The 20,711-nt window shown below is 62.6% G+C and carries 19 protein-coding genes; 8 read left to right on the top strand and 11 right to left on the bottom strand.

The genetic code is table 11. The features are described 5' to 3' along the window. Positions 1-29 precede the first annotated feature (29 nt). A complete protein-coding gene (gene mobC / locus IMCC21224_RS22825) occupies positions 30-617 on the bottom strand; it encodes a plasmid mobilization relaxosome protein MobC (protein ID WP_047997878.1) in 588 nt (195 codons plus the stop codon). A gap of 563 nt (positions 618-1,180) precedes the next feature. Between mobC and IMCC21224_RS22835 the strand changes: the two genes are divergently transcribed. The 4 genes from IMCC21224_RS22835 to IMCC21224_RS22845 all read left to right on the top strand — a co-directional run bounded on the left by IMCC21224_RS22835 (position 1,181) and on the right by IMCC21224_RS22845 (position 4,147). Then, complete coding sequence (locus tag IMCC21224_RS22835) at positions 1,181-1,900, top strand: ParA family protein (RefSeq protein WP_047997880.1); 720 nt, start codon at positions 1,181-1,183, stop codon at positions 1,898-1,900. Between the two features lie 10 nt (positions 1,901-1,910). Further along, entirely contained in the window at positions 1,911-2,567 is a 657-nt protein-coding gene (locus IMCC21224_RS22840) for a hypothetical protein (protein ID WP_047997881.1), read from the top strand. Between the two features lie 148 nt (positions 2,568-2,715). After that, positions 2,716-2,886, top strand: a complete 171-nt coding sequence (locus IMCC21224_RS28035; RefSeq protein WP_156178406.1) for a hypothetical protein — start codon at positions 2,716-2,718, stop codon at positions 2,884-2,886. 148 nt (positions 2,887-3,034) lie between these two features. Then, positions 3,035-4,147 carry a Fic family protein gene (locus IMCC21224_RS22845; protein WP_047997882.1) on the top strand — a complete coding sequence of 371 codons (1,113 nt, stop codon included), beginning with the start codon at positions 3,035-3,037 and terminating at the stop codon, positions 4,145-4,147. A 49-nt stretch (positions 4,148-4,196) separates the two neighbouring features. Here the strand turns inward: IMCC21224_RS22845 and IMCC21224_RS26790 are convergent, their stop codons facing one another. The 4 genes from IMCC21224_RS26790 to IMCC21224_RS22865 form a co-directional block, all read right to left on the bottom strand. Then, a complete protein-coding gene (locus tag IMCC21224_RS26790) occupies positions 4,197-5,072 on the bottom strand; it encodes an Eco29kI family restriction endonuclease (RefSeq protein WP_053079176.1) in 876 nt (291 codons plus the stop codon). Positions 5,073-5,074: 2 nt separating this feature from the next. Beyond that, positions 5,075-6,292, bottom strand: a complete 1,218-nt coding sequence (locus IMCC21224_RS22855) for a DNA cytosine methyltransferase (RefSeq protein ID WP_047997883.1) — start codon at positions 6,290-6,292, stop codon at positions 5,075-5,077. Between the two features lie 271 nt (positions 6,293-6,563). Then, a complete protein-coding gene (locus tag IMCC21224_RS22860) occupies positions 6,564-7,496 on the bottom strand; it encodes a DUF2493 domain-containing protein (RefSeq protein ID WP_047997884.1) in 933 nt (310 codons plus the stop codon). 370 nt (positions 7,497-7,866) lie between these two features. Further along, positions 7,867-8,730 carry a toprim domain-containing protein gene (locus tag IMCC21224_RS22865; RefSeq protein WP_231582190.1) on the bottom strand — a complete coding sequence of 288 codons (864 nt, stop codon included), beginning with the start codon at positions 8,728-8,730 and terminating at the stop codon, positions 7,867-7,869. A 111-nt stretch (positions 8,731-8,841) separates the two neighbouring features. Here IMCC21224_RS22865 and IMCC21224_RS22870 point away from each other — a divergent pair, with 111 nt between their 5' ends. Continuing rightward, positions 8,842-9,876 (top strand): toprim domain-containing protein, encoded by a 1,035-nt coding sequence (locus IMCC21224_RS22870; RefSeq protein WP_047997945.1) that lies wholly within the window; start codon positions 8,842-8,844, stop codon positions 9,874-9,876. Between the two features lie 34 nt (positions 9,877-9,910). On the opposite strand, the gene IMCC21224_RS22875 is transcribed toward IMCC21224_RS22870, so the two are convergent. The 6 genes from IMCC21224_RS22875 to IMCC21224_RS22900 form a co-directional block, all read right to left on the bottom strand. Then, a complete protein-coding gene (locus IMCC21224_RS22875; protein ID WP_047997885.1) occupies positions 9,911-10,906 on the bottom strand; it encodes a tyrosine-type recombinase/integrase in 996 nt (331 codons plus the stop codon). After that, positions 10,893-11,849 (bottom strand): tyrosine-type recombinase/integrase, encoded by a 957-nt coding sequence (locus tag IMCC21224_RS22880; protein ID WP_047997886.1) that lies wholly within the window; start codon positions 11,847-11,849, stop codon positions 10,893-10,895. The genes IMCC21224_RS22875 and IMCC21224_RS22880 overlap by 14 nt, the downstream gene beginning before the upstream one ends. Beyond that, the gene (locus IMCC21224_RS22885) at positions 11,846-13,090 is read right to left on the bottom strand and encodes a tyrosine-type recombinase/integrase (RefSeq protein WP_047997887.1); all 1,245 of its coding nucleotides are present in this window, start codon (positions 13,088-13,090) and stop codon (positions 11,846-11,848) included. The genes IMCC21224_RS22880 and IMCC21224_RS22885 overlap by 4 nt, the downstream gene beginning before the upstream one ends. Before the next feature lie 78 nt (positions 13,091-13,168). Continuing rightward, positions 13,169-14,224, bottom strand: coding sequence for a toprim domain-containing protein (locus IMCC21224_RS22890; protein WP_047997946.1), 1,056 nt, complete (start codon positions 14,222-14,224; stop codon positions 13,169-13,171). Continuing rightward, a complete protein-coding gene (locus IMCC21224_RS29050) occupies positions 14,224-14,529 on the bottom strand; it encodes a hypothetical protein (protein ID WP_047997888.1) in 306 nt (101 codons plus the stop codon). Before IMCC21224_RS29050 ends, IMCC21224_RS22890 begins: the two co-directional genes overlap by 1 nt. 3 nt (positions 14,530-14,532) lie before the next feature. Next, entirely contained in the window at positions 14,533-18,912 is a 4,380-nt protein-coding gene (locus IMCC21224_RS22900) for a strawberry notch family protein (protein WP_047997889.1), read from the bottom strand. A gap of 176 nt (positions 18,913-19,088) precedes the next feature. Here IMCC21224_RS22900 and IMCC21224_RS22905 point away from each other — a divergent pair, with 176 nt between their 5' ends. The 3 genes from IMCC21224_RS22905 to IMCC21224_RS22915 all read left to right on the top strand — a co-directional run bounded on the left by IMCC21224_RS22905 (position 19,089) and on the right by IMCC21224_RS22915 (position 20,681). Then, positions 19,089-19,382 (top strand): hypothetical protein, encoded by a 294-nt coding sequence (locus IMCC21224_RS22905; protein ID WP_047997890.1) that lies wholly within the window; start codon positions 19,089-19,091, stop codon positions 19,380-19,382. A gap of 235 nt (positions 19,383-19,617) precedes the next feature. Beyond that, a complete protein-coding gene (locus IMCC21224_RS22910; RefSeq protein WP_047997891.1) occupies positions 19,618-20,079 on the top strand; it encodes a helix-turn-helix domain-containing protein in 462 nt (153 codons plus the stop codon). After that, positions 20,076-20,681, top strand: a complete 606-nt coding sequence (locus IMCC21224_RS22915; RefSeq protein ID WP_047997892.1) for a mobile mystery protein B — start codon at positions 20,076-20,078, stop codon at positions 20,679-20,681. Before IMCC21224_RS22910 ends, IMCC21224_RS22915 begins: the two co-directional genes overlap by 4 nt. Positions 20,682-20,711 lie beyond the last annotated feature (30 nt).

A 20,711-nucleotide genomic window follows, 5' to 3' on the forward strand; every position in this document is an offset into this window, starting at 1 on the left:
AGAGAGATGATCCAACGCCCCGTGCGCGATCACTCCGCGTCATGATCCGCCTCCGCGTTCAAACCGGAGAGGGCCTGTGCCACCGATAGATCGAGCGAGCGGCGTCTTGCCCGAAACAGCTCCTGGATCTGGTCGGCCATGTCGAACACCAGGCCCGCGAGATCGCGGATCTCCGCATGGCTCGCAGCAGTGTATGGCAGAGGCTCTCCTCTGAGTTTGGCCTCGTTCAACCTCCGTGCCACCTGGTTGACGTTGTTGCCCACCCGGTTGAGCGCTGCGCTCATGCTGCGCAGCTCTTCGGCTGTCGACTCGTCCGGTCGTAGAATGTCATCGGCTGCGAGCATCAACCGCCGCATGGCATCTGAGCGATGCGCGATACCGCGCCGCGCCAGAGCAGCATCAAAGCCTCGAAGATCGCGATCCGAGACACGGATGCCAATCACCCGCGACCGGCTGGCATTGGCCATCTGCCGCTGCGAGGCGTGATTGGCAGCGTTGTAGATCGACTTCAGGCTGACGTCATAACGCGCGGCAAGTTCGGCAGCAGGAACGCCCTGAGATCGCTCTCTGGCGATGCTCAGACGCTCGGTCTCGGTCAGTCTGCGGCCGCGTGACATTTTGAAGTTAACGTTCCTATTTCTTGCCACCTTCGTACAAGCCCGCCTTCTCCCAGCACAAGCGGAGAAGGCATTAAGGGCTTGTACTCAATGTAGAAAATCGGCCCACGGGGCCGATTTGACGTCCATTGTCGAATGCAGCGCGCACCGCGCTCAATGCAACGCGTCCCGCGTTCCCTGCACCGTGCATCGCGTCCTATGCACGGTGTCTTTTGCGCTCTGCAGCGCGTCTTCGGGCGAGTGGGCCGTGTCGATTGCAGCCGGCATCGCGCCTCTCGTATCATGCACGGCGTCGCGTGCACCCCGCATCGCGTTGCGCGCTTCACGTGCTTTGGTGGATGCCGAATGCAGCACGTCTTCTGGCAACAGCATCGCGCAACCTGGATGGCGTCGTCTGTTCCGTGCGACTTGCTTTCTGCTCGCCGCAAAATGCGTAACGGCGAATGCATCATGCCCACCGCATCGTGCATCCCGCCTTCCGCTTGACGCCGATGCACCAAGAGGTTAGCGACATTCTTGTATCTTTGTAGCATTTCACTACTCTTGTAGGAGGTCCGCGCCCCATGCCCAACGACAATCTCGTGGTCATCGCCGCGATGGCCCGGAAAGGGGGGAGTGGCAAAACCACGCTCTCGCGCGCCCTGATCAGCGCTGCCGTGGCTGCCGGGCGTCGGGTTCTACTGATCGACACTGATAGCACCGGAGTGCTTGGTGCCTGGCATGAACGAGCCGAAGCAGCGGGTCTGGGGTCGCCTCTGCTGCGGTCAATCTCGGTCGAGAGTGTGGGGGCCGTCGATCGCAAGATCGAGCAGGTCTATGATGCGGACTCGGCGGATTTCGTCTTCATCGACACGGCTGGCGTCGGGGCCGAATGGTCGGACGGGATCGCCGTTCTCGCCGATCACATCGTGACGCCGGTCATGCTCTCGACCTCGGATCTCGATGTTGGCGCGCAGACCACCGACTGGTTCGAAAGGTTGCGCGCGCGCGTCGATGACCCAGCGAGCTTGCCGCGCCACCATGTCGTTCTGAACATGGTTGACCCGAAAGCCACGCGCGCGGATGCCGCCTTGATCGAAGTAGCGATCGCTCGGTTTCCCGTGGTTGAGACGGTGATGATGCGCCGCAACGTCTACAAGGAGATGGACGAGAAAGGCCTGCTCCACGCCATCGCGCTACAAAAGCAGGCCAACCCAAACCCACTCATGCGCCCGCATGTCCGTCATGTCGTCGAGGCCCTTGAGGAGGCCACCGACATCCTCAACAACATCTTGGCCGCGTGAGGACAGGGCCTTGAGAAAGAAGATTCCTACCATCACCCGGCCCGACCCAGCCTATGCCGCGTCCCTTCGGCCCGAAGGGGAGAATGACCCGGGAAGGGAAGAGGCGGATCGGGAAGAGACCGTCCTGATGCCGATGAGCATGACGGCAGACGTGGCGGATGAAGATCAAGCGCCGGTGCCAAGCAGGTCTTCCGTGCCTTCGCCGCAACCAAGCCCGGAGACAACAGCAGAGATCAAAACAGCGCCCACGGCGTCGCAGCCCAGGGTCCGACGCATTCCGGCCACCCGCAAGATCGATATCCGGGTGAACGCGCTGGAACGGCAAGAAGAAGCCCTCATCGACTGCGGCGTCGACCCCGCTCATGTCATCCGGGCAGCTCTGCGCCGTGCCGTGAAGACCTGGCGGCTCGGGCCAGAGTTCGTCCCACCATCCGAAGAGCAGCGAACGCGGATCACCGAATGGCGCGCGCGGACATCTCTGGCTGTCGATGCCAATGCGCTGACTTCCATCCTGCACGCCCATGACCCCCTCGATGTGCTCAGCAAGTGGGCCTTGATCCGCGGCCAGATCGAGCCGCGCGTCTGGGCCGAAATCGATGTCCTTTTGGACGAGCTCGCCCAGCGTGTTGCAGAGCCGCAAGAGGCACCAGACGAGCCAATAGCTTGACTATAAAGATAACTTCCATTTCAGACTATTTTTGTCGACTTTGACTGATTTCCCCTTGAGGTTGTTTTTCCTGCACATTAGCAGTGCTCGAAAGGATTAAAGGGCCTCTCACATCTCCAGTGACTGGTCTGGTAAATAGGAGCGCGTCATGACCCCCAAAACCCGCCTCACCGGCGAACCGATCATGCGCATCCTCTGCAAGAAGACCGACAATCTGGTGGGTTTCCTCTACCAATGGAACAATGGCGATCTGCAGCCCGCGTGGCTGGACGATGCTTTGGCCGACGTCCGCTACGAACCAATAAGCGACGCCGCCTGACCTCTGTCCGATCGGATACAGTACGGCTGATCCGGGCCGTTACATGGAGATGTGTCCAACCTTTGGACTCGCTGGTAGTGCATAGAACCCACTTCCATAAATCATCTTTTTGCCACATAGTGAGTTATAGAAAAGGATTCTATAGCTCATGTACTGGAACTGGACACAACCCGACTGGCCGATCTTCCGGTATGACCGCGCTGCAATCGAGCCTCTCGAAAGGCGGTTTCTGCTGTCCTCAGGCGAAATCCTTGGTGCGGTCCGCCATGTGACAGGCGAGGAGCGCGACCGGCTGCGCATCGAGCTTCTGAGTGAGGAGGCGATGCGGACGAGCGCCATCGAGGGCGAGGTTCTGGACCGATCCAGTGTCCAGTCTTCCTTGCGGCGGCAGTTCGGACTGACCACGGAGGGCGCACCATCAAGACCCCGCGAGCAGGGCATCGCCGAAATGATGGTCGATGTCTATTCGAACTACGCGACACCTCTGACCCACGACACGCTCTCTCACTGGCACGGCATGCTCCTGTCCCATGACCGCGGCCTCGAGACGATCGGTGCCTACCGTCGGCATGATGACGCGATGCAGATCGTTTCCGGCCGCATTGACCGACCGACGGTGCATTTCGAAGCGCCTCCGTCGGCGCAAGTCCAAGACGAAATGGACGTGTTCGTCGACTGGTTCAATCGCACGGCGCCAGAGGGGTCGACGCCACTGCCAGCGCTGACGCGCGCGGCACTTGGACATCTGTGTTTCGAGAGCGTCCATCCGTTCGAGGACGGCAATGGCCGCCTCGGCCGCGCGCTGGCTGAAAAGTCCCTCGCGCAGAATATCGGCCAACCGAGCCTGATCGCACTGGCCTACACGATCGAACGCGACCGCAAGGGGTACTACGACCAGCTCGAAGCCCACCAGAAAACGCTGGATGTGACCGCGTGGCTTCTGTGGTTCGGCGAGACGGTGTTGAACGCGCAGCAGGTCACACTGACGCGGGTTGCATTCTTCATCGCCAAGGCAAAGTTCTACGACCAGTTCCGCGATCGGCTGAACGACCGGCAGGCCAAGGTGATCGAGCGCATGTTCCGAGAGGGGCCCGAGGGGTTCAAGGGCGGGCTCAGCGCCGAGAATTACATCGCCATCACCGGCACATCGCGCGCGACAACGACCCGGGATCTGCAGGATCTGGTCGAGATGGGCGCGCTGAACCGGACCGGAGATCGGCGGCATACGCGGTATTGGTTAAATCTAGGTAGCTATTTGTGAATAATAACTATATAAAACAGATATTTACAACACCACCAATAAGCAGGAGCTACTCGGTGTCATTTGACTTCTCTTCCATTTCCTTCTCCTTGGCGGGATCGAAACGGTCAGCCTGACGAATTCCTTCAGCGAACGCGTTGAAAATAGCCTCTGTCGTCCTGAAAATAGGTTTGGTCCGAAAATGCTCGGATACCTCCAAGCGAATACTCTCAGTAGACTTGGCCTCGGGGTTGCCTTCCGCCCAAGTTCGACCCGGATGTATTGTGTCCCATGGCGATTTGTTGTTTGCGCGGGTAGTCGCTGCGTCACCGTGCTTGCCGATCCCGAAAAGTATCTTGGTCTCGTTGTTCCATATCGGCCAGAACAGACGGATCAGATGGTTTTCGGCAGCGGCTTGGTAACCACTCTGCACGGCCAAGGCACGGCATTCGAAGTCCTTGAGGTCGATGCCCGCCACTTTCTCTATGTTTTTACGATGCTCATTCAATCTACCAAAGAGTTTTGTCTCCTGCTCTACGACAGTTTTGGCACCGGTCGGAGGATCAGCTTTCCCAACGTAGATCGGGGTTTCGGTGCCGGAGATCGGCGCGTAAATATCCGCAGGCCCTTTATAGTATATCGCATACACGCCTGAACCGTAGAACGGCGTGATCGCTCCAAGCGGTAATCGTTCTTGTGATAGCAGGGCCAAGGCCACAAAATGCCCAATCAATCGCGGCTCCGAGGGATCGAAAAACGCATCCGGCAATCTTATCGGATCAATGTTCCGCTCCAGCTTGCGTAGCGCGTCCTTCATATCGGCGATGGCCGCCAGAACGCGCTTACGCGAAGGTGGAGTCAGTTCCGCTACCCGAACCATTCCTGCGAACTGCTCCAAGGCAGCAGCTGTCTCATCCGCTTTTTTGAGCTCGGGTCGGCGTGCCATCGCTAAGCGACCTCGGACTCGTTCAGCCTCGCAGCAACGCTCTCGCCGACAACTCGCGCAAGCTCCGCTGGAACGGCGTTCCCCAGTTGTCGCATGCATTCGGTCCATGCACCGTGGAATTTATACCCATCTGGAAACGTTTGGATTCTAGCGCCTTCGCGGACCGTGAAGTATCGAACCGAGCCATCGGCCCTGCGCAGCATGTTCTCTCCGCCGGGCACGCCGTGAACTCCCGCCTTAAGAGTTTTTGCTGGCTCGTCAAGATAGCTCCCGGTATGGCCTGGATAGGCCTTCGCGTTTGGCTGAAAACGATGATCCGAGACCATTTGCGAAGTTTTGGCTCTCTCCGGGTCCGGCAGATCTCCGATCGCGTCCCGCGTCGTGCGCCACGGCAGACTTTCTGGTTTTTCTTCGACAGATAGGCGCTTCGACAACTGCAGTGCCCGCCCTTCGAGAACCCGGTCTTTCTTGGCAACGCTGTGACGCTCCCAGTAGCCACCGAACATCTGATCCCAAACGAGCGCGTCCTGCGTGAAGTCGCCCGGCCCAAATGACCACCGCGCGTCCACATCGTCACGGAACCCAACAAACAGCACGCGCTCACGTTTTTGCGGCACACCGTAGTTTGCCGAGTTGAGTAGCTTTGTAACCACCTGATAATGGAGTCCCGGACGTCTCGTCGAGGTATGGTGTTGCTCAAGGCGGCAAAGGTGCTCCTGCCACTCCTCATCAGGTCGAGCCACGAGTTCAGGGTGCTCCATCTGGAGTTTCACATATTCAAAATAGCTAAGGAACGATGCCCGGGTTAGTCCTTTCACGTTTTCGAAGACGAACGCACGAGGGCGAGCTTCCCGAAGCGCGCGCACAGCCTGCGGAAACATGTCCCGAGCGTCATCGTATGCACGATGTCGGCCTCCCAAGCTGAACGGCTGACAGGGTGGACCGCCGGAGATCAGATCGAGCTTTCCCGCAAACTGCATAAAATCGACCTTGCGGACGTCGCCCTCGACGACGCGCCATGGACGCTCTCCCTTTGGCCGACCATCATCACCAAGAATTCGGTGGTTGTCGCGAAGAGTATCGCAGCACCATTTGTTGTACTCGACAACCATTTGCGGAACGAAACCCGCCTGCGCAAGTCCTATCCCAAGTCCGCCTGCACCCGCGAAGAGCTCCACCGATTTTCGCAACAAGGGCTTGGCAGGCTGTTTGCTCGACATGATGCTCCTCCTGCAGGGCTTTTCATCGACTTAGAACAAAATCCCCGGCAAGTATCAAGAACAGATTGACAACATCTGGTTAAGGTTCGAGCCGCGACCCCCACAGATTGACTGAACCAAACAGCAGTTTGGCCTTGCCTCAAGGGGGGGGGTGAATTCAGCGTTCTGCCCTGATAAGTAGTAGATAGTTCGCCGGTCCTTCGGCATAGAGTTTGACGTAAAACCAAACCTGCCTTGAATTCATGTATAACCATAAAGGAAAATAGGGGGCTCACGCCCCCTTCTCGAACTTCATAACCGGGATACCCAGCTTCTTGGCCTTGTCGGCGAGGTTTTCCTGGATCCCCGTGCCCGGGAAGACGAGGACACCCACGGGCAGCACATCCAACATCGCGTCGTTGCGCTTGAAGGGGGCTGCTTTGGCGTGCTTGGTCCAGTCAGGCTTGAAGGCGACCTGCGTGACGCCCCGGGCTTCGGCCCATTTGGCCGCGATGAGTTCCGCGCCCTTGGGGCTTCCACCGTGCAGAAGCACCATATCGGGATATTTGGTCTGCACCTGATCGAGCTTACCCCAAATCAGGCGGTGATCGTTGAAGTCGGTCCCGCCGGTGAGGGCGACCTTGGGGCCAGCAGGCAGCATCACCTCGGTTTCCGCGCGGCGCTTGGCGGCCAGGAAGTCACGGCTGTCGATCAGTGCTGCGGTCATGTGCTGTCGGTTCACCATCGAGCCAGTGCGGGGCCGCCAGGCCGAGCCTGTGTGATGGACGAACTCGGTGGCGGCGTGATCGCGCATCATGTCCATGCAATTGCGCCGTTCGATCAGGGTCAGGCCTTCGGCCGTTAGACGTTCGAGCTCGACGGATTTCACCTCGGAGCCGTCCTGCTCGCGTTGGAGGCGGCGCTGCGCCTGCTCGTTCTCATCGAGCGACCGCTCGATACGGGCTGTGGCGCGGTGGAAGAGGTTGACCTGGCCCCAGAGCACTTCTTCAAGGTCGGGTTCCATGCGGGTGTCTTCCAGGGTCGCAACCAGGGCATCGAAGATGTCGGTGACAGCGACGGCAAGGCGCTGCCCGTCGGGCATCGGGCGCGGATCGGGCTCATCAAAGGGTCGGAAGCCGTACAGCTGAAGCTCATCGAGCGCATGGGCGGTCTGGGATGCGGTGTGGGCAGGTTCATACACATCGTCGTGGGTTTGGATCGTCATTTATTTCTTGCCTCCGGGCCTGTCTCGTCCGCGCATCATCCCGCGCGGCCTTCATGGGCTGCGATAGCCGTCACTGGAGGCGCCCCTTCACCCCCTCTTCGGGGCCGGAACGCACGTGGAGGAGGGCGGCAGGCAAGCTATTTGTTTCGCGATGCAAAGCGGGGGCTTGTTCCCTGCGGCGGAAATAGCTTGCCTGCCGCCCTTGAGGGGGCGTCGCCTTTGACGGCCGCCTGCCCATCTCTTGAAGGCCGCTCGGGTGTCGGGTGGATGAGATTCACCCGGGAAGAGGCAAAGGTGATGATCCACACCCGCGACAGGACTGCAGGACCCCTACCCTCTCAGCCCCTGACCGCCCTCTGCGCTATGCAGCTCAGCCCAACAGGCGCTCCCGATCCTCTCGCCCGATCTGCCTCGCCAGATGCTGGCGCAGCGCTTCCTTGCCGTTCGCCAGGAGATCATCGTTGAAATCCCCGAGCAGTGGTTCCAGCACCCGCACCGGTACCCCGGCCTTGGTGGCTCTGGCGCTCAACCTCTCTGCCGCGCGTTGCCCAGCCGGATCGCGGTCGATGGCGATGTAGAGGCGCTGCAACCCCTCCGACAACAGCAGGGCTCCGAGGTGACCTGACGAGAGCGCCGCCCAGACGGGAAGGCCAGGGGCCGCCTCGAACAGCGACAGCATGGTCTCGATGCCCTCGCCGACCACGAGGATGTCCTCATGCGAGGTCAGCTTGACGGCATTGCCCAGGAGGTGACCCATGGCCCGCCGCTGTGTCTCAACTGCTGCCTTGCCCTTGCCGTCGGGCGCAAGCCAGGTGCGATGCACGCCCCGCAAGGCCCCTGCCCCATCGGTGACTGCCGCGATCAGCGCCGGTTTGGGGATGCTTTTGGTCTGACCCTCATCCCGATGCCAGCACTTCGGGTGGAAGCGCAGGGCGCTCGTCACCCCGCCATGGGTGAGGCCCCGGGAGCGGAGGTAAGTTTCGGCAAGCGTGCCTTCGACCGGCACAGAGGCTGCGAAGAGCCGCGCCGCCGCCGCTGGCGTGCCACCGGGGGCCTTGGCTTTTCTCGGCACTGGCGCATCCGGGAGAACCGGTTGCGGACGGCCAAGATGCGCGCGGGCCTCGGCCAGAAGATCAGGAAAGCGTGAGATCCCAGTCCTCTCGCGAATGATGTCCAGAAGATCGCCATGCTCGCCGGTTGCGCCATCCGTATTATGTGGAATTCCACATAACACCGAACATGTTGCGGCGCGGGTTATGTTGCGGTGGCGTGAACTTGCGCGGTTTGGCGGGGGTTTTCGCGGGGCTGGGCAACATAACCTCAGCGCGACGGGGGGATGTTCGTGATGGCTGGCGATGCAGCAGAGCTTTCGCGCCGCCTCGCACGGGACGCTGAGGCCGTGTGTCGGCATTACCTTCCCAACGGGCAACGACAGGGTCAGTACTGGACCGTCGGCGATGCGCGTAACACGCCGGGGCGGTCGATGTTCGTCCGGCTGAAGGGGCCGGAGGCGGGCCCCGGTGCGGCCGGTCATTGGACCGACGCCGCTACGTCGGAGCACGGCGATCTGCTCGACGTGATCCGGGAGAGCTGCGGCCTCGCCTCTTTCGGCGATGTCGCCGAGGAGGCACGTCGCTTTCTGAGCCTCCCGCGGGTCGACCCCGTCCCGACCATCAATCCTGCACCTGCCCGTGCCGCGATGGGATCGCCCGAAGCGGCGCGGCGGCTGATCGCGATGGCGCAGCCGATCCGGGGCACACCGGTCGAGACCTATCTGGCCGGTCGTGGCATCATGCCGGTCCATGGCGCGGGGGCGTTGCGGTATCATCCACGCTGCTATTATCGGCCCGACGATGGCGGATCAGCGCAGCGGCGTCCGGCGATGATCGCAGCCGTGACCGACCTGCAAGGCAGGATCACAGGGGCGCACCGCACCTGGCTCGCGCCGGACGGCTCGGCCAAGGCCGCGGTCCCCACACCCCGGCGGGCCATGGGCAACCTTCTTGGCCATGCCGTGCGCTTTGGGGCGGCAGAGGATGTCCTTGTCGTCGGCGAAGGCATCGAGACGATGCTGTCGCTGCGGGCGGCGCTGCCGGGCATGCCGATGGCCGCCGCGCTGTCGGCAAGCCATCTCGCCGCGCTCAGGCTGCCCCCGTCCGTGCGTCGGCTCTATATCGCCCGCGATGTCGACGCAGCGGGCACCAGAGCCGCCGCGACCCAGGCCGAACTAGCGAGCAGTGCGGGCATCGAGGTGCTGACGCTCTCGCCTCGTCACGGCGACTTCAACGACGATCTGACGGTCCACGGCCTCGACGACCTGCGCGCGGCGATCCGGCCCCAGATCGCGCCCGAAGATGTCGACCGGTTCCTCGGCAGATGATCGTCCACGACCGGGTGAGACGACCACAACGGCGTTACAGGCCATTCAGGAAGGCCATGAGGTCCTTGTCCTCCTTCCACCGCCTTTTCGGTCCCGGAGAGCCGACCTCGCAAAGCGCCACGGCATTTGCCTTCAGCGTGAGGTCGATCTCGGCATAGATGTTCGTGGTGCTGATTGACACGTGGCCGAGCCAAGCACGGATGGTGTTGATGTCGACGCCGGCGAGCACGAGATGGCAGGCCGTCGTGTGCCTAATGACGTGTGGGGTCACCGTCCGACCCGCCAGTCGAGGCACATCGGCAGCGCAACGCTCGACCAGCCTATACACGCCGAACCGTGTATAGGCATGGCCGAGCCTGCTGAGGAACACCGGGGCCTCGGGCGCACGGCCGAGGATCTGTTCCGTCAGGACTCGCTCCGTTTCCGGCCAGAGCGGGCATTGGCGTATCTTGCCGCCCTTGCCGTGCAGAGTGGCTAGATCGTGCCCACCTCTGTCGCGGTTCAGGGTCAGATCCCGAACCGTCAGTTGCGTGACCTCGGAGACCCGGGCTCCGGTATTGTAGAGGAAGAGAAGGAGCGCGTATTCGCTCTGCCCTCGATGGGTCTTGCGGTCCGGAACCGCGAGCATCGCCTCCATCTCCTCCCGCGTCAGCCAGCCGACCGGCGGCGCGATCGCCTTCTTCGCGGCGATCGCGCGGATGTGGCCGCACCATTCGATGTGTGCGGGATCGCGGCTTCCCACAAAGCGGGCGAAGGCCCGGATGGCGGCGAGCCGCTGATTGCGCGTCCTGACGGAACATCCGCGCTCCTGCTCGAGATGGGCAAGGAACTTCAGAAGAAGTGCGGAGGTGAGGTCCTGCATGGCCAGGCGTTCGATGGGCTTCCGGACCTTTTGGCTCGCGAAGGGCAGGAGCAGCTTGAATGTGTCACGATAGCTGGCGCGGGTGTTCCGGGCCAGATTGCGCTCGCTGACGATATACTCGGTCAGGAAGCGCCGCAGCCATGGCCCAATGAGATCACGGTCTGGCATCCGACCCTCCTCCGGCATAGCGCGCAAAGCGCAGCGAGGCCTGCGCGAGGAGGTTCGGCGTCATCGTCAGATAGACCTTCGTGCCTTCGAGGTCGGAATGGCCGAGATAGGTGGAGAGCGCGGGCAGCAACCGCTGCACATCCGCTCCCTGCCGGTACCAGGCCATCAGCCTGTGAACCGCAAAGCTGTGCCGGAGGTCATGCAGACGCGGGTTCTCCCGCCCGCCGGCCCTGCCATGCACGTCCGCAACGCGTCTCAGGCGATCGAAGGCGGTCTGAACGGTACTGCTGGAAAGCCGCGTGCCGTCTCGGTTGGCGAGCAGGAACGACGTGGCACTCTCCGCGACCCCGTTGACGGGCCGAACCGAGAGGTGGGTATCCAGTATTCCCGCAAGCTGCGGACCCACGGGAACCAACCTGCTCTTTTGGAACTTCGTATCGCGGATCGTGAGGATCGCCTCCGCCGTATCCACATCAGACAGGGTTAGAGCAGTCGCCTCGCCGAACCGCAGCCCGGCACCGTAGAGCATCAGCAGCAGGGTCCGGAACGTCGCGGAGTCGAGTTGCCGGGAACCTTGCAAGGCATTGTCGATGTGATCCGGGTCGAAGAGGCGCTGCAGCTGATCCCGGCTGTAGATATGTGGCGGTGCCTGCAATGGTGGGCGCCGCTCGCTTTCAGGAAGCGGCGACGAGAGGGCATAGCCGCGGCTGATCGCGTAGCGCCAGAACCCGGCCAGCGCGTAGTTTTTGTTTTCGCGGTGCCGGGTAACGGGGCCCGTCCCGGCGAGGAAGGCTTGGACCTGCGCGCATGTGACCGCGTCGCATCCGGCGTCGCCATCGGCGTGCTGAAGGAACTGTCGAAGCAGGTTCCGCGCCGTCACGAACTTGACGCCGTGCGCCTGCCGCCATGCCACGTAGTGTTCGATCGCATCCCTCAGCTTCATACGAGACCCTCCAGATCGAGGGCAGCGACCTCCCGCAGGGTCCGGAGGTCGACCTTGGCGTAGATCGCCGTCGAGGTCGGGTCCCGGTGGCCGAGGAAGTCGCCGATGACCTTCATCGCCACGCCTTGGTCCAGAAGGTGCTGGGCGGCGGCATGGCGGAGCGCATGTGGTCCTCGACGACCGGAGACCACGCCGATCCCGGCCAGGCGGTCGCGCACGATCTTGCCCAGAGCCTTCCGCCCAAGGGGGCGGATCGGGGCACAGGATGTGAAGAAGAGGCTCCGCCCGAAGCCGGTGGGACGCCCGTTCCGGATGTAGTCGAGGATGGCGCCGCCGACCTCCTGCGACAGCGGCCACAGATGCGTGCGACCCGGCTTTGGACAATGCACGCGCAGGAGCTCGTTCTCCCAGTCGAAGTCATCGAGGCTGAGACCCGCGACTTCGCCCGCGCGCAGGCCGAAGGAGGCGAAGAGCACCAGGATCGCGCGATCGCGTCTGTCGACGGGGCGCTGACCCTCGGACGCCAACAGACGCTCGACATCCTGACGCTTGATGCCCTTCGGAAGGCACTCATCGGCCCTGTATCCGGGCGCGACGATGCCCGCGGCCAGCCCGGGCCGACACCACCCGCGCTTCTCTGCGAAGCCGACAAACGACCGGACCCGCTGCGCGAAGTCGTGGATCGTTCTCCGGCTCCACACCCCGCGTTGGTGCTCATCGCTGACGATGCGGTCGATATCGGTGATCTCAAGAGTGTCGAGCCGGATCCCCATCTGGTCGAGCTGTTGGAGGAATGTACCGGCGGCGCGCCCGTAGCTTTCGATACTGGCCTTTGCCAGGCCACGTTCGTCGCGCAACCAGCGCTCGTAGGCCTGAAGCTCGGGCGGAGGCGGACTAAATTCGCCTTCGGCGTCTTCGAGCCAGTCGAGATACCGCACCAGTGCGATACAGTGACTAACGAATCGTTGGCGGGCCTTCGACGTGGCCGGCGTAGCGCTTCTGCGGCCCCGCGGCTCCGACCAGAGTGTCGCGGCGGCTTCGATGTTCCGCTGGTGGATCCGATCGCCGTCGCGAATGTCCAGAAGGCGAACGAGGTTGAGGTGGGCGTTGGCCTGTTTGCGCAGGTTGGCGCGGCTCGCGCCGGTTCCCTTCAGGTGGACCAGGTAATCCGCGCGTTGTGCCGCGAGCGGGGCGTCACGATGTTTCGCCGCGGCGGGCGGCAGGAAGATGTCTTGGAACATGGGTGTGTCTCCATAATGTGGAGACACAGGATTTCGCAGGTCAGGACATGATTTGTGGGTTTTTCGGTTCGGACGGTCTCATGAACACGACCTCGCTGCACCCTTCAGCAGGAACCGGTCGACATCTTCGGGCGCGATCTGGGGCCGGATCGCCGCGCGCAGGTCGTCGAGGCCGTGGACCGTCAGATCGTCGTTGAAGTCGCCGTGACGAGGCGAGAGCGTCAGCACCTCGATGCCCGCACTGCTCGCTAGTTCGGCCTGGGTCGCGGCGGCTCTGGTGCCCGCTGCGTCGACATCGCGGGCGATATAGAGCCGACGCACGGACGGGGGCAGCCTGAGCGCGGCGAGATGGCTTGCCGACAGCGCGGCGGCCATCGGCATGCCCGGCAGCGCCGCCCGCAGCGACAGCATCGTCTCGATGCCTTCGCCGACGACAAGGACATCCTCTGCCGCCCCAAAGCGCACGGCATGGCCAAGAAGGTTGCCCATGGCCCGCCGGGGTGTGGGGACCGCGGCCTTGGCCGAGCCGTCCGGCGCGAGCCAGGTGCGGTGCGCCCCTGTGATCCTGCCTTGCAGGTCGGTCACGGCTGCGATCATCGCCGGACGCCGCTGCGCTGATCCGCCATCGTCGGGCCGATAATAGCAGCGTGGATGATACCGCAACGCCCCCGCGCCATGGACCGGCATGATGCCACGACCGGCCAGATAGGTCTCGACCGGTGTGCCCCGGATCGGCTGCGCCATCGCGATCAGCCGCCGCGCCGCTTCGGGCGATCCCATCGCGGCACGGGCAGGTGCAGGATTGATGGTCGGGACGGGGTCGACCCGCGGGAGGCTCAGAAAGCGACGTGCCTCCTCGGCGACATCGCCGAAAGAGGCGAGGCCGCAGCTCTCCCGGATCACGTCGAGCAGATCGCCGTGCTCCGACGTAGCGGCGTCGGTCCAATGACCGGCCGCACCGGGGCCCGCCTCCGGCCCCTTCAGCCGGACGAACATCGACCGCCCCGGCGTGTTACGCGCATCGCCGACGGTCCAGTACTGACCCTGTCGTTGCCCGTTGGGAAGGTAATGCCGACACACGGCCTCAGCGTCCCGTGCGAGGCGGCGCGAAAGCTCTGCTGCATCGCCAGCCATCACGAACATCCCCCCGTCGCGCTGAGGTTATGTTGCCCAGCCCCGCGAAAACCCCCGCCAAACCGCGCAAGTTCACGCCACCGCAACATAACCCGCGCCGCAACATGTTCGGTGAACTTGCCGGCTGCGCCCGGCCCCGACGCAGGCCCGATCAACCTGACAAAGAGCGACCGGCCGGGATTGTTCTGCAGATCGCCGACGATCCAGTAAGACCCTTCCCGCCGCCCGGCGGGAAGGTATGCACGACAAACGCTTTCGGCATTTGCTGCCAGATCGCGGACAAGATCTTCGGTCTCGGAATACATGAATCAATTCCCTCTACGATCATGTAGTCCTGTCACAGAACAACGTGCAAGCAGACGATCAAGCACTGCGATGCCGCTGGAGTCTGCTGGGCAGAACAGGCGCAGCTTCCAGCTGATGATCTCCGAAAAGAAGCCATCGGCCTTGAGCCGGTCCTTGGCGGCGCCCAAAAAGCCCGACAGTTCGATCCGGTTCACCCCCATGACGCGGGACCGGTGCAACTCCATCCCCTCGGCCAGCCGCACGACTGTCTTGCCCTCGAGAACGAGGGCATGAACCTGCGCGCTCGTGAGCTTTGGCGCATCAGTGGCGAGCGTTGTCGCGACCCAAGTCGGCGAGACACGACGACCGATGATACGCTGCCCGTCGTCGGTTTGCAGCCGGTAGACCCGGGTCTCATCCTGCGGCAGTTGCTTCCAGATTGGCAAAAGAAGCCCCGCCACGATGTGCAGCGTGGTTTCCGTGAACTCCGGCACCTCGGCCAGTTCGGCAGTCCAGGCCGCACTGAAGGCCGCGCGGTCGGCCTCGAGCCAATGTGTGTCCTCCATGATCCTGGCCGGGACCGTGTTCGCCTCGGTGGGGCGGATCAGGCGCAGGCGGGGCTCGATGGTGCCATCATCCAGCATCAGGCTGGTCGCGGGCACCTGCACCGCAGCCCGGCCTGAGCGACTGTTGACCAGTAGGTGCGCCTTAGGATCGTCGAGCCAATCCAGCGCATCGGCCAGCGACAGTGGTGTGTTGCGGCGCTTTTCCGCGATGGTGAGAAGCTGAGACTCGGTACCGGAGTCCGGATGAGTGTAGATCACCCGAGCGTCCGTCACACGGAAACTCTCGGCGCGTAGTGTCTCTAACCCGAGGTCATAGACCCCCGCGGTAATGGCCCCTTCGATCCGCTGGTCGAGAAGCTCTTCGAAGGCCGTAAACAGCACGACTTGCATGTCTATTGTCAGCGCAAGCAGGCGATTGAGGAAGGTGGTGATCGGCGGCAGGTCATCCTTCAGACCGTTGTCATCAGTCAGGCTGAGGCCGGTCGCATCCTCAAACGCCCCGAGCGAGCAGCCGGCCACGTCGCCGCGATAGAGGCGCCGGTAAAGCTGACGCAGGGCATCGCGGGCATAGGGGCTCTCGAGGTTATCCTCGGGCCGAAACAGCCCCTGCCCGCCGGTCTGGCGTTGGCCACGCGTGATGGCCCCAAGTGTGTCGAGACGGCGCGCGATGGTCGACAGGAACCGCTTCTCCGCCTTCACATCCGTGGCGACGGGTCGGAACAGCGGCGGCTGCGCCTGATTGGTCCGGTTGGTGCGGCCCAATCCCTGGATGGCGGCGTCTGCCTTCCAGCCGGGTTCCAGCAGATAGTGGACCCGCAGGCGCTGGTTCCTGGCGCCAAGATCGGCGTGATAGCTGCGCCCGGTGCCGCCGGCATCCGAGAAGATCAGGATGCGCTTCTGGTCATCCATGAAGGCGGCGGTTTCCGCGAGGTTGGCCGAGCCCGCCCGGCTTTCCACGACCAGCCGCGCGGCATGCCCCTCGCCCTTGCGCACAATGCGGCGCGACCGGCCCGTGACCTCAGCCACGAGGTCGGTGCCAAAGCGCTGCACAATCTGGTCAAGCGCCCCCGGCACGGGTGGCAATGATGCCAGCTTTTCGATTAGGGCGTCCCGCCTGCGGGCGGCCTCGCGGCATTCCACCGGCTGGCCGTCACGCACCACAGGCCGGGACGAGAGATTACCCTCACTATCGGTGAAGGGCTCGTAGAGTTGCACCGGGAAGGAATGGGCGAGGTAGTCGAGAACGTATTCGCGCGGGGTGATGTCGACACGGATGTCGTTCCACTCGTCAGTCGGGGTTTCCGAAAGTCGGCGTTCCATCAGCGCCTCGCCGGTTGAGACAATCTGGATGACCGCCGAATGTCCCGCGTCGAGATCGGCCTCGATGGCGGCAATGAGGGTGGGGGTTTTCATGGAAGTCAGCAGATGGCCGAAGAAGCGCTGCTTGGCGGACTCGAAAGCCGAGCGGGCGGCGGACTTGGCCTGCCGGTTCAGCGTGCCGGCATCCCCCGTGATGTTGGCGGCCTCCATCGCGGCGGCAAGGTTGTTGTGGATGATGGCGAAGGCCCCGGCATAGGCATCGTAGATGCCGCGCTGCTCAGGGGTCAGCGCATGCTCGAGCATCTCGTACTCGACGCCGTCATAGGAAAGGGACCGTGCAGTGTAGAGGCCGAGAGATCGCAGGTCGCGGGCGAGGACCTCCATCGCCGCGACACCGCCCGCCTCGATGGCCTCGACGAATTCCCCGCGCGTGGCGAACGGAAAGTCGTCCCCGCCCCAGAGGCCGAGGCGCTGTGCATAGGCGAGGTTATGAACCGAGGTCGCGCCCGTGGCAGAGACATAGACCACGCGGGCATTGGGCAACCTGTGCTGCAGGCGCAGTCCTGCCCTGCCCTGCTGCGAGGCGGTGACATCGCCGCGCTCGCCTTTCGATCCGGCGGCGTTGGCCATGGCATGGCTTTCATCGAACAGGATCACCCCGTCGAAATCTGCCCCCAGCCAGTCGACGATCTGGTCGACGCGGGATTTCTTGGCACCACGCTCTTCGGAGCGCAGCGTCGCATAGGTGGTGAAGAGAATGCCCTCGGTCAGCGGGATATCTTTGCCTTGCGCAAAGCGCGACAGCGGTGTCACCAGCAAGCGCTCCTGCCCAAGTGCTGACCAGTCGCGCTGCGCATCCTCCAGCAGCTTGTCGCTCTTCGAGATCCAGAGCGCTTTGCGCCGTCCTTGCGCCCAATTGTCGAGCACGATCCCGGCTGACTGGCGGCCCTTGCCCGCACCGGTGCCATCACCGAGGAAGAAGCCGCGCCGGAAACGGATGACGTCGGGATCATCATCCTTGGCGGCAGAGACCATATCGCCGGTCTCATCGACGCACCACGATCCAGCGAGGTGCGTGCCATGCGCTTCGCCCGCGTAGATCACCGTCTCAAGCTGCGCGTCTGACAGGAGGCCATCACACAGTACAGCGGTTGGCAGCTTGGGGCGATAGCTGGGTTTTGGGGGCGCGACCGAGGCCATAGCGGCCGATTGCACCAGCTTAGTCGGGTGCGGCTCCGCCCCAGGGATGTCGATCGCCTGCAGGCGGAAGGTCTCATAAATTGCATCCGATAGGCGCGCGCTGGCACCGTCCTCGGTCGCGTCGCGCAGGCTATAGGCAAGATCCTCAGCATCGATCTGTGTTGCGGTGCTGGTGGTGGCTGTTGCGGACGTAGCGTGCAACCTGCCATTGGCGGTTCGCGTGGCATGGGCAGAATTTCCCGAAAAGGGGGAAAGAGGAGTTTGCGCGTGCAATACTGGCGTTTCCAGCGTCAGGCGCGGTGGGACATGGGCAGTGATCAGCGAGAGCAGGCTGGTCACATCAGGGCCTATAGGACGCGTCAGATCAGCGGTGATGCCACCTGCCTCACCACCGCGGCATTTGTCGAACACTGAAATACGCGTCTCGAAACTGGTGCCGTGCTTGGCGAAGGCTGCACCGGACACCGCGCCGGTGAAGACCAGATGCGCGGACTCGGTCAGGCTTGCAAATGTCTCTACCCAGGCTGGCACATCGGGCGCGAAACTTGCGCCAGTGATGGCCACAAGTCGCCCACCTGGGGCAAGCCGTGCCAAAGCTGAACGGATGTGCCGGGCCGTAGCCATTGTCGTGCGACCATCGACATTGGCCAGAGCGGAAAACGGCGGATTCATCAGGATCACACTTGGGCGGAGGTGCGCGTCGAGGTAATCGTTGATCTGAGCGGCGTCAAAGCAGGTGACAGGGGATTCCGGAAACAGAAGGCGCAGCAGATCGGCGCGGGTCTCGGCAAGTTCGTTGAGCGCGAGGCTGCCGCCTGCAATCATGGCCAAGATGGCCAGAAGTCCAGTCCCCGCTGAAGGCTCCAAGACCAGATCGCGCGCGGATATCTGCGCGGCCGTAAGTGCCGCGAACCCCATGGGCAGCGGGGTGCTGAATTGCTGGAAGCGCTCCATCTCTTCCGATCGCCGGGTATGAGTTGGCAACAGGTTTGATACCTTGGCAAGGATCGGCAGCAAGGCTGTAGGCGATCCAGCTCGGGCCAACAGCGCGCGACCGAATTTCCGCAAGAAGAGGACCAGCGCCACCTCGCAAGCCTCATAGGCCAGCTTCCAGTTCCAGGCGCCTGTCGCATCTGAGCCGCCAAAGGCTTGCTCCATCTCAAGGCGCAGGCGCAGCCCGTCGATTTGGAAGCCCTGTGCCAGGTCGGGTTGCAGCGCTTCGGCAACGGCGATGATCGCTGCAGCAGTATCTGGGGAGGGAATTGAGGCAACTGGCGAAAGCGCGCGAACGGGTGCAACGGGGGCGAGGTGGGTCATCTGGAAACTCCGGAATGAGGGACAGGATCAGGCCCGGACACCCTCTTTCGGGCACCCTCAGGCCTAACCTTCCCCGGCCCTTCTCTTTCTCTCAAACGCCTTGATCTGGACAGCCAGCTTGATTGTGTTCCCTTTATGTTCTATTTTCAAAACTAAGCCAGGAAGGGAAATCCCAGATGGAAAGCACCACTTATGCCCTGCCTGCGACGCCGAAGCAGATCGCCTATGCGCGATCACTGGCACTGCGCAATCAGACCCTATTGCCGTGGGATGTTCAGCAGGATCGCCGATCCCTCAGCGCCTGGATTGAGGCGCAGGCCAGGCTGAAGCCGGGCACGCAGGACAGCCGCCCGACATCAAAGCAGGTCGCCTTTGCCGAGCGCCTCGCCCGGATCAAACGCCGCAGCGTGCCGGATGAGTGCTTTCGCGACAAGGGGCTCATGTCGAAGTGGATCGACGGGAACAAGTGACTGTATTCTAAGGGATGAAGAAGCAGGAAGCGTACCTGAGTTGTTTCGATTCTAGCTGAGGCCCGTGATGGATCATCAGGCTTGCAATCCGGTAGCATTGCAAGCATGGACTATCCGCCATGCTGTGGCCGATCATAATTGATATATTTGCAAATCTATAGCATTGCATAAATTCACTTTATGCCATACTGTGGAATGGCGGCATGGCCGCAAATGCAAGATCACAGGTTGGCAGATGTCGGTTACTCGAGCGAAGCAAAGACAGGCCCAAGAGAGGATCAACCAGGCTGCCAGCCTGGCGAAGTCGCTTGCAAAGCCGATCGGCGGCTGGATCGCCACCTTCCAGGAAGCGATCGGGATGAATGCCCCGGCCCTTGCTGAACGCCTCGGGATCTCACGAAACAACATCTACGCCGCGATCCAGAACGAACAGGCCGGAACCATCTCCGTGAACCAACTAGAGAAGATCGCCGAAGCCATGGGCGGCCGCCTTGTGTACGCAATCATCCCGCGCGAAGGCCCCGTTGAAGAGATCGTTCTGGCCCAAGCCCGTGCGAAGGCACGACGCACTATCCAGCGCACGCGGGCGCATATGGCTCTCGAAGAGCAGACAGAGGGTTTGCGCAGCGAAGCCGAGATGATCGAGGAACTCGCCGCCGACATTATCCGTGAAGGTCGACGGGATTTCTGGCAATGACGCTCGCGTTTCACGAGCCTTACGGCGCCACTCCCCTGACGCCCGACGAGTTGCTTGGCCTTAAGGCCAAGCACATTGCGACGCGCGGCGAGCTGAACGAACTCGAAGGGGAGAACATCATCTCAGGCCTTACCTGGCTCGACCGACGCCCAAAATCGTTTGACGTCCTGACAGATGCCGCGGTGCGCGAAATCCACAAGCGTCTTTTCGGGGAAGTCTGGGACTGGGCCGGCGTTTTCCGTCTGACCGACAAGAACATCGGGGTGCCTGTCTGGAACATCTCTACCGAGTTGCGCACCTGTCTCGATGACGCGCGGTACTGGCGTGACCATAAGAGCTTCGATCCGCTGGAAGCGACGGCGCGCCTGCATCACCGCCTTGTCTGGATCCATCCCTTTGCGAACGGCAATGGACGTTGGGCGCGGATCATGGCGGACGCCTACTTGGCGAAGATCGATCCGGACATCTTCCTCGACTGGTCTGGTGGTGGAACGCTGAACGCCGAAAGTGCGCACCGGTCAACCTACATCGCAGCACTCAGAGCCGCCGATCAGCACGACTTCGAGCCCTTGGTGGCACTCGTGCGGTCACTCGCAAAGTAGCCGTCCACTCCGATCGGCAAGACAGCGTGG

The sequence above is a fragment of the Puniceibacterium sp. IMCC21224 genome (genome assembly GCF_001038505.1).
Classification (GTDB): domain Bacteria; phylum Pseudomonadota; class Alphaproteobacteria; order Rhodobacterales; family Rhodobacteraceae; genus Puniceibacterium.